This is a genomic window from Streptomyces sp. NPDC059456 (assembly GCF_042750055.1).
Lineage (GTDB): Bacteria > Actinomycetota > Actinomycetes > Streptomycetales > Streptomycetaceae > Streptomyces.
Window position 1 is genome coordinate 1 of sequence record NZ_JBHYVA010000400.1, and the last position, 7,767, is coordinate 7,767.

Here is a 7,767-nt window from a genome sequence, read left to right on the forward strand (position 1 = left end):
CCTCGGGACCGGTCCCGGCGGCTCCCCACGGCCGGGCCGCGCCCGCCGCGCCCCCACCCGCCGGCGCCGGCGGACGGCGCCGCCCCGCCAGCAGGGCCCCCGCTCCGCCCGCCACCGCACCCCAGGCCGCCCCGAGCAGCAGCGCGGACAGCGTGTCGCCCCACAGCCGCACCCCGGCGTCCAACGGGTCCGGCGCGTCCATCCCGGGCACCGACAACGAGCCTCCCCCCGCTCCGCCGGCGGGACCCGCGACCGACACGCCCGTCAGCCGCACCAGCACCACCAGCGCCACCGCGGTCGCCGCCGACAGCCGCACCGCGCACTCCGCGATCCCGCGCCCCGGAGTCCGTACGGCGGCCACCACACCGGCGCAGAGCAGCAGCAGCCCCGCCCCCGCGACCAGCAGCCAGATCCGCCCGTCGTACTCCGCGAGCCGGGACACCGTCACCGGATCCGGCGCCGGCGCCCCCAGCAGTTCGTCCAGCGGATCGGGCAGCAGCCGGCCCGGCGTGCCCGTGGCCCGGCCGTCGAACGGAACGAACAGCCCCAGCAGCACCCCCGTCCACGCCCCGTTCGGCGCCCCCAGCAGGGCCGCGCCCAGGACCCGCCCCGGATGCCCGTCGCCCGCGGCGGCCCACACCGCGGCCCCCAGCCCGGCCGCCACCGCCACCAGCAGAGCCGTCACCAGCGCCGACACCGCGGGCCGCAGCCCCGCGCACGCCGCCGGTCCGCGCCGCGAAGCGAGCAGCGCCACCGCCAGTACGGCCGACACCCACAGCGCCGCGCCCAGCAGGGTCGGCCCGGACTCCACCGCGAACCCCACCCGGACCCGGGTGTCGATCAGGTCGCCGATGCGGTCCGGGAGCACCCCGCCGATGTCCCCGATCCCGGGGACCACCACCTTCGGCGGTGTCCTCGGCGGCTGCGCCCCGTCCGAGGTGACCACGCCGTGCCCGGCCCGGGCCAGACCGCCCGCCGCGGCGACGAACAGCGCCGCCACCGCCGCCGCCCGGACGGCGAGTTCCCCCGGCGGCGTCCCGGTCCGCAGCGAGCGCAGGAAGACCCGTGCCAGGACCAGCGCCCCGGCCAGGCCCACCCCGAGCGGCATGACGTCCAGCGAGCCCTGCACTCCCGTCCCGGTGACCCCGAGGACCGGGACGTCTCCCGACGGGGTCACCGTGCCGCCGGCCGCCAGGACCACCACGGCGGCCGTCATCGGCCCGAGGGAACCCCGGGCGTCGGCGCCGAGCAGGTGGAGCCCCAGGGCGGCGACGCCGGCCATGGCGACGAGGGCCCAGCCGGTGGCGGCGAGGGCCGGGACGAGCACGTCTCCCCAGCGGATGCGGCGCATGCGTGCCCCCGATGCGTGCAGAACGGCCTGCCGTGCGTGCGGTGTGCATGTGGTGTGCGTGCGGTGTGCGCGAGCCGGGCGGGACGGGGCCCGGCCGGGGCGAGAAGTCCCGTATCTCACTCTCCGGGTGACTTTCGCCCCCGTCAACGGGCAGACGTAGACGCCCTGGGAAGGCCCCGATTCCACATGTGGCCGCAGGCCTGAAATAGTTCCCCCGGATGTTCGCCATCCCTAGACTCCCTGACGTCGGACTCCCTGGCGTCAGGGGGATTCTCGGGGGACTTAAGTGGGGCTGGAGTGCCGGAACTCGTACTGGAATTGAACGGAAGGACCTGGACGCTCGATCCGTCCAGGTCGTACTCGCTGGGGCGCGACCCCCAGGGAGACGTGGTGATCGATGACGCCCGGGTGTCGTGGCGGCACGCCACCATCGCCTGGAACGGCCGGGGTTGGGGCATCGAGGACCACGGCAGCACCAACGGCACCTACGTGCGCGGCGCGCGGGTCCAGCAGACGGAGCTCGTACCGGGCACCCCGGTACACCTGGGCAACGCCACCGACGGCCCGCGGCTGAATCTGAGCGCCGCCGCGGTACCGCAGCAGGCCGTACCGCAGCAGACGGCCCCGGCCTACCAGGCCCAGGCGCCCGCCTACCAGGCTCCCGCCCAGCAGGCGGCCCCGGCGTACCAGGCGCCCGCGCAGGCCCAGCAGCCGCAGCAGCAGGCCTGGCAGCAGCAGGCGCAGCAGCCCGCCGCCCACCAGCAGCCGCAGCAGCCGCACTTCCCGCAGCAGCAGGGCGCGGGTCCCGCCTACGGGGGTGACCGCAGCCCGACGACGTTCCACCAGATCGCCGTCGGCCGCGTCATGCGGATCGGCCGTGCGCTGGAGAACGAACTCGTCGTCTCGGACCTCCAGGTCTCGCGCCACCACGCGGAGTTCCGCTCCGCGGGCGGCCGCTTCGAGATCCACGACCTCGGCAGCCACAACGGCACCTACGTCAACGGCCAGCCGCTGGCCAAGTCCGGCACCGCGCTGCTCGGCCCGAACGACATCGTCGGCGTCGGCCACTCGACGTTCCGGATCGTCGGTGACCGGCTCGAGGAGTTCGTCGACACCGGTGACGTCTCCTTCTCGGCCCGCCACCTCACCGTGACGGTCGACGGCGGCAAGCAGATCCTCAAGGACGTCACCTTCGGCGTCCCGGAGAAGTCGCTCATCGGCGTCATCGGCCCCTCCGGCTCCGGAAAGTCGACCCTGCTCAAGGCGCTGACCGGCTACCGGCCCGCCAACCAGGGCGACGTCCTCTACGACAACCGCAACCTGTACAAGCAGTTCGCGGAGCTCCGCCAGCGCATCGGCCTGGTCCCGCAGGACGACATCCTGCACAAGGAGCTGAAGGTCAGCACGGCCCTCAAGTACGCGGCCAAGCTCCGCTTCCCCGGCGACACCGCCGAGGCCGAGCGCGCCGCCCGCATCGACGAGGTCCTGCGCGAGCTCAAGCTCGACATCCACAAGGACAAGAAGATCACCGCGCTCTCGGGCGGTCAGCGCAAGCGCGTGTCGGTGGCCCTGGAGCTCCTGACCAAGCCCTCGCTGATCTTCCTGGACGAGCCGACCTCCGGCCTCGACCCGGGCATGGACCGCGACGTCATGCAGCTGCTGCGCGGCCTCGCCGACGACGGCCGCACGGTCCTCGTCGTCACCCACTCCGTCGCCGAGCTGTCCCTGTGCGACAAGCTGCTGGTCATGGCCCCGGGCGGTTCGGTCGCGTACTTCGGCCCGCCGGACGAGGCGCTGAACTTCTTCGGCTACACCACGTGGGCGGACGTCTTCTCGGCCTTCGAGAACTACCGCGACTACGACTGGGCCGGCCGCTGGAAGGGCTCGCAGCACTACCAGCTGTACGCCGCCGACCTCGACGCGGTCGCCCCCCAGCAGGTCGCCATGCCGCCGATGCAGCAGATGATGCCGCCGAAGGCGCAGGGCTGGGGCGACCAGCTGTGGACCCTGATCCGCCGCTACGTCTCGGTGATCGCGTCCGACAAGGGCTTCATGGCCCTCATGCTGATCCTGCCCGCGGTCCTGGGCGTGGTCTCGACGGTCATCCCCGCGACCTTCGGCCTCGCGCCGCCGAAGCCGCCGTCGCGGTTCAACGGCGACGCCGGCACGATCATGCTGATCCTCTGCGTCGGCATGTGCTTCTCGGGCGCCGCGAACTCGGTCCGTGAGCTGATCAAGGAACGCGTCATCTACGAGCGCGAGCGCGCCACCGGCCTGTCGCGGTCGGCGTACCTCATGTCGAAGGTGATCGTCCTCGGCTTCATCACGGCCATCCAGGGCGTGGTCATCTGCGCCATCGGCTTCACCCCGCGCGACCTGCCCACCGAGGGCCTGCTCATGCCGCCGGCCGTCGAGCTCTGCCTGTCGGTCACCGCGCTCGGCTTCACCTCGATGATGTTCGGCCTCGTGATCTCCTCGCTGGTGAAGACCTCCGAGAAGACGATGCCGCTGCTGGTCATGTTCGCGATCGTCCAGGTCGTGTTCACCGGCATCCTCTTCCAGGTGTACGACTCGCCCGGCCTGGAGCAGTTCGCCTGGCTGATGCCGTCGCGCTGGGCCGTCGCCGCCGCCGGCACCACGCTGAACCTCGGCAAGCTGATGCCGCCGTGGGACCAGCAGAACCCGACCAACACCGACCCGCTCTGGGAGCACTCGGTCGCCCAGTGGGGCGTGAACATCACGATCCTGCTGCTCATCGGCGTGGCCTGCGGCTTCGCCGTGCAGAAGCTGCTGCGCCGCCACGAGCCGGAGGTCATGCGCAACTAGTCGGACCCGCTGCGCGAACACCCCGCACCAACGCCTCAGGGCGGCACCCGGACTCCGGGTGCCGCCCTGAGGCGCATGAGGTTGCTTCCGCCCGCCAGCGGTCCTCAGTAGGCGCTGTTGACGTTGTCGATCGAGCCGTAACGGTGGGCGGCGTAGTTCGCCGAGGCCACGATGTTGGCGACCGGGTGGTACTGGTCCAGCGGGGTGCCGGGCACGTGGTACGCGAGGAAGGTCGGCTTGATGATCTGGAGCAGACCCTTCGAGGGCACACCGTTCTGGGCGTTGATGTCCCAGTTGTTGATCGCCCGCGGGTTGCCGCTCGACTCGCGCATGATGTTCTTGTACAGGCCGTTGTAGGTGCCCGGAATCTTGTGCGCCTTCATGATCGCCAGCGACTCCTTGATCCAGCCGTCAAGGTTGTTCGCGTAGATCGGCTGGCGCACGGTGGAACGGCTGGCGGCAGCCTTCGCCTCGCGGTCCTTCTTCGCCTGCGCCTCGGCCTTGGCCTTCGCGTCGGCGTCGGCCTTCGCCTTCGCGGCGGCCGCGGCGGCCTTGGCCTTCACCGCGGCCTCCAGCTTGGCGGCGTCCGTGGCCAGCTTGGTCTGGGCGCTGAGGTGCTGCACGGTCTTGGCCTGGACACCCTCGACTGCCTGGGTCCACGCCACGGGGGCGGCGGTCACGGTCGTCTCGGCGTCGGCGGTGCCGGCGGGGACGACGGTGGCGGCCAAGGCTGCGGCGCCGATGGTGGCGAACGCGGCGAAGGACATCTTGTGCGCCTTCGTCAGACGACGACTGTGGCCGGGGGTGCTGGTCTTGGACATGCGTAGCAACCTCTTCGAATAGCGGGAGCCGCAGGAAAGCGCCGCTCGGATCCGGGATCCGCGGCGCTGTGCGACGGGAGCAATTCTTAGCGGGGGCAAAATCGCCTGGCAAAGGTGTGACGTACGATCCTGCTTAGTGGATCAGGGGCGGCCGCCGAGCCCGGAATTCCGGGCCGGACGCTAGGTACAGCAGTGCTGACACGGTCTTTACGTGTCCACTAGGCTCCTTCGTAAGTGACCTGGGTCCTATGCGCGGGCTCACATCGGCCATGTAACGGTCTCACCATGCGTTGCGGAAGCAATGCAATGAGTTACGAAATTCTCCAACCTGAGGACCAGAAACCCCCGACCGCCCTCATCCTCAGGGCGCAGAAGACCCCCCGGCCCCCCTCCCTGCGGACGAGGACTTCCGGCCCCCCGCCCTCGGTCCCGAGCCCGATCCCGCAGGTCAGAGCCGCGAGTACGGTGACCTCATGACAGCCAGCCCCGGGTTCGGCGGCCCCCGCAGCGGCCTCGCCGCCGTCAGTACCGCCCTGCTCGCCATGAGCCGCCGGCTGGAGGTCCGCGACGTGCTGCGCACGATCGTCGTCTCCGCCCGGCAGCTGCTCGACGCCGAGTACGCGGCCCTGGGCGTCCCGGACGACCACGGCGGGTTCGCCCAGTTCGTCGTGGACGGCATCGGCGAGGAACAGTGGCGCCGGATCGGCCCGCTGCCCCGCCAGCACGGCATCCTCGCCGCGATGCTCCACGAGGAGGGCCCCGAGCGGCTGGCCGACGTGCGCAAGGACCCGCGCTTCGAGGGCTGGCCCGCGGCCCACCCCGAGATGTCCGACTTCCTGGGGCAGCCCGTCCGCGACGGCGAGGAGACCCTCGCCGCCCTCTTCCTCGCGAACAAACGCAGCCCGGGCGGCTTCACCGAGGAGGACGAGGAGCTCCTCGGGCTCCTCGCCCAGCACGCGGCGATCGCCCTCACCAACGCCCGGCTCTACGAGCGCAGCCGTGAGCTCACCATCGCCGAGGAGCGCTCCCGCCTCGCCCACGAGCTGCACGACGCCGTCGCCCAGAAGCTCTTCTCGCTCCGGCTGACCGCCCAGGCCGCCGCGGCCCTCGTCGACCGCGACCCGGCCCGGGCCAAGGACGAACTCCATCAGGTCGCCGCCCTCGCCGCGGAGGCCGCCGACGAACTGCGGGCCGCCGTGACCGAGCTGCGCCCGGCCGGCCTCGACGAGGACGGCCTGGTCGCGACCCTCCGCGACCAGGTCCGCGTACTCGACCGCGCCCACACCGCGCACGTCACCTTCACCTGTGACGGCGTACGGGCCCTCCCGGCGACCCAGGAGGAGGCGCTGCTCCGGGTCGCCCAGGAGGCCCTCCACAACGCCCTGCGGCACTCGGGCGGCGGCCGCGTCGAGGTCACCCTCGCCCGCCGGGCCGCGGGAGCCGTCCTGACCGTCACGGACGACGGAAGGGGCTTCTCCCCTTCCTCCGTCCGCACGGCCGGACGCCACCTCGGCCTCGTCTCCATGAGGGACCGGGCGAGCGGCGTCGGCGGCCGCCTCACCGTGCACTCGGAGCCCGGAACGGGCACCACGATCGAGATGGAGGTCCCCGGTGGCTGACACGCCCATCCGCGTGCTCCTCGTGGACGACCACCAGGTGGTCCGCCGCGGCCTGCGCACCTTCCTGGAGGTCCAGGACGACATCGAGGTGGTCGGGGAGGCCGCCGACGGCGAGGAGGGCGTGGCCCGGGCCGAGGAGCTGCGGCCCGACGTGATCCTCATGGACATCAAGATGCCGGGCACCGACGGCATCGAGGCCCTGCGCAGGCTGCGTGCACTGGCGCACCCGGCGCGGGTGCTGGTCGTCACGAGCTTCACCGAACAGCGGACGGTGGTGCCGGCCCTGCGGGGCGGCGCCGCGGGATACGTCTACAAGGACATCGACCCCGAGGCCCTGGCGGCCGCCATCCGCTCCGTCCACGCCGGGCACGTGCTGCTCCAGCCGGAGGTGGCGCAGGCCCTGCTCTCCGAGGACGGCCAGCCCTCGTCCAGCCGGGGCGGCTCGCTGACCGAGCGGGAGCAGGAGGTCCTGTCGCTGATCGCGGACGGCCGCTCCAACCGGGAGATCGCCCGCGCGCTCGTGCTGTCGGAGAAGACGGTCAAGACGCACGTCTCGAACATCCTGATGAAGCTGGACCTCGCGGACCGCACCCAGGCGGCGTTGTGGGCGGTCAGGCACGGGATCACGGACTGAACCCGGGCCCGGCCGGGCCGTCCGGCTCCGATCCGCAATTCATACGGTCGGGTGTATGTCGCCCACATGGCGCATCCCGTTCCTCCGGCGACCGTTCTTCACGGCGTGCCACGGCCGCCGGCCGCGGCCGACGTACTGGAGGACGAAGAACGTGAAGAACATCAAGAAGGCCACTGCCGTCACCATGATCGCGGGCGGTCTCCTTGCCGCGGGCGCCGGCATCTCCTCGGCGCACGGCGGTGCGTCCGCCGAGGGCCAGGCCGTGGGCTCGCCGGGCGTCGCCTCCGGGAACCAGGTCCAGGTCCCCGTCCACGTCCCGGTGAACGTGGTCGGCAACACCGTCACGGTCATCGGCCTGCTGAACGGCGTCTGGGGCAACACGGGCGTCAACGCCTGACCCCGCCCCACGGCACCGGCCCCGCTTCCCCCCACTCTCCCCCGGCAGCGGGGGCGCGCCCCAACCCGGCGGGGGGCGCCGCCCCGTGCCCGCCCCCCTTCACCCCCCACGGGCCCGGG

The 7,767-nt window shown here is 72.3% G+C and carries 6 protein-coding genes; 4 read left to right on the top strand and 2 right to left on the bottom strand.

The window, feature by feature from the left end:
* Window positions 1-1,351, bottom strand: a 1,351-nt coding sequence (locus ACFXA3_RS28140; protein ID WP_385191260.1) for a streptophobe family protein, incomplete at its 3' end; no start/stop codon positions are given.
* Window positions 1,352-1,648: 297 nt separating this feature from the next.
* Here ACFXA3_RS28140 and ACFXA3_RS28145 point away from each other — a divergent pair.
* On the top strand, window positions 1,649-4,177 hold the full coding sequence (locus ACFXA3_RS28145; RefSeq protein ID WP_385191262.1) for an FHA domain-containing protein: 2,529 nt from the start codon (window positions 1,649-1,651) through the stop codon (window positions 4,175-4,177).
* A gap of 104 nt (window positions 4,178-4,281) precedes the next feature.
* On the opposite strand, the gene ACFXA3_RS28150 is transcribed toward ACFXA3_RS28145, so the two are convergent.
* Window positions 4,282-4,998: a transglycosylase SLT domain-containing protein gene (locus tag ACFXA3_RS28150; protein WP_385191264.1), complete on the bottom strand. Its 717-nt coding sequence runs from the start codon at window positions 4,996-4,998 to the stop codon at window positions 4,282-4,284.
* 473 nt (window positions 4,999-5,471) lie between these two features.
* Between ACFXA3_RS28150 and ACFXA3_RS28155 the strand changes: the two genes are divergently transcribed.
* The 3 genes from ACFXA3_RS28155 (at window position 5,472) to ACFXA3_RS28165 (ending at window position 7,648) form a co-directional block, all read left to right on the top strand.
* Complete coding sequence (locus ACFXA3_RS28155) at window positions 5,472-6,617, top strand: GAF domain-containing sensor histidine kinase (protein WP_385191265.1); 1,146 nt, start codon at window positions 5,472-5,474, stop codon at window positions 6,615-6,617.
* A complete protein-coding gene (locus tag ACFXA3_RS28160; RefSeq protein WP_385191266.1) occupies window positions 6,610-7,251 on the top strand; it encodes a response regulator in 642 nt (213 codons plus the stop codon). Before ACFXA3_RS28155 ends, ACFXA3_RS28160 begins: the two co-directional genes overlap by 8 nt.
* Before the next feature lie 151 nt (window positions 7,252-7,402).
* Window positions 7,403-7,648, top strand: a complete 246-nt coding sequence (locus ACFXA3_RS28165) for a chaplin family protein (RefSeq protein WP_054222287.1) — start codon at window positions 7,403-7,405, stop codon at window positions 7,646-7,648.
* Window positions 7,649-7,767 lie beyond the last annotated feature (119 nt).

Excerpts from the sequence above, each read along its gene's own strand:
- ACFXA3_RS28150 (WP_385191264.1), bottom strand. The coding sequence starts at position 4,998 with ATGTCCAAGACCAGCACCCCCGGCCACAGTCGTCGTCTGACGAAGGCG.
- ACFXA3_RS28155 (WP_385191265.1), top strand. The coding sequence starts at position 5,472 with ATGACAGCCAGCCCCGGGTTCGGCGGCCCCCGCAGCGGCCTCGCCGCC.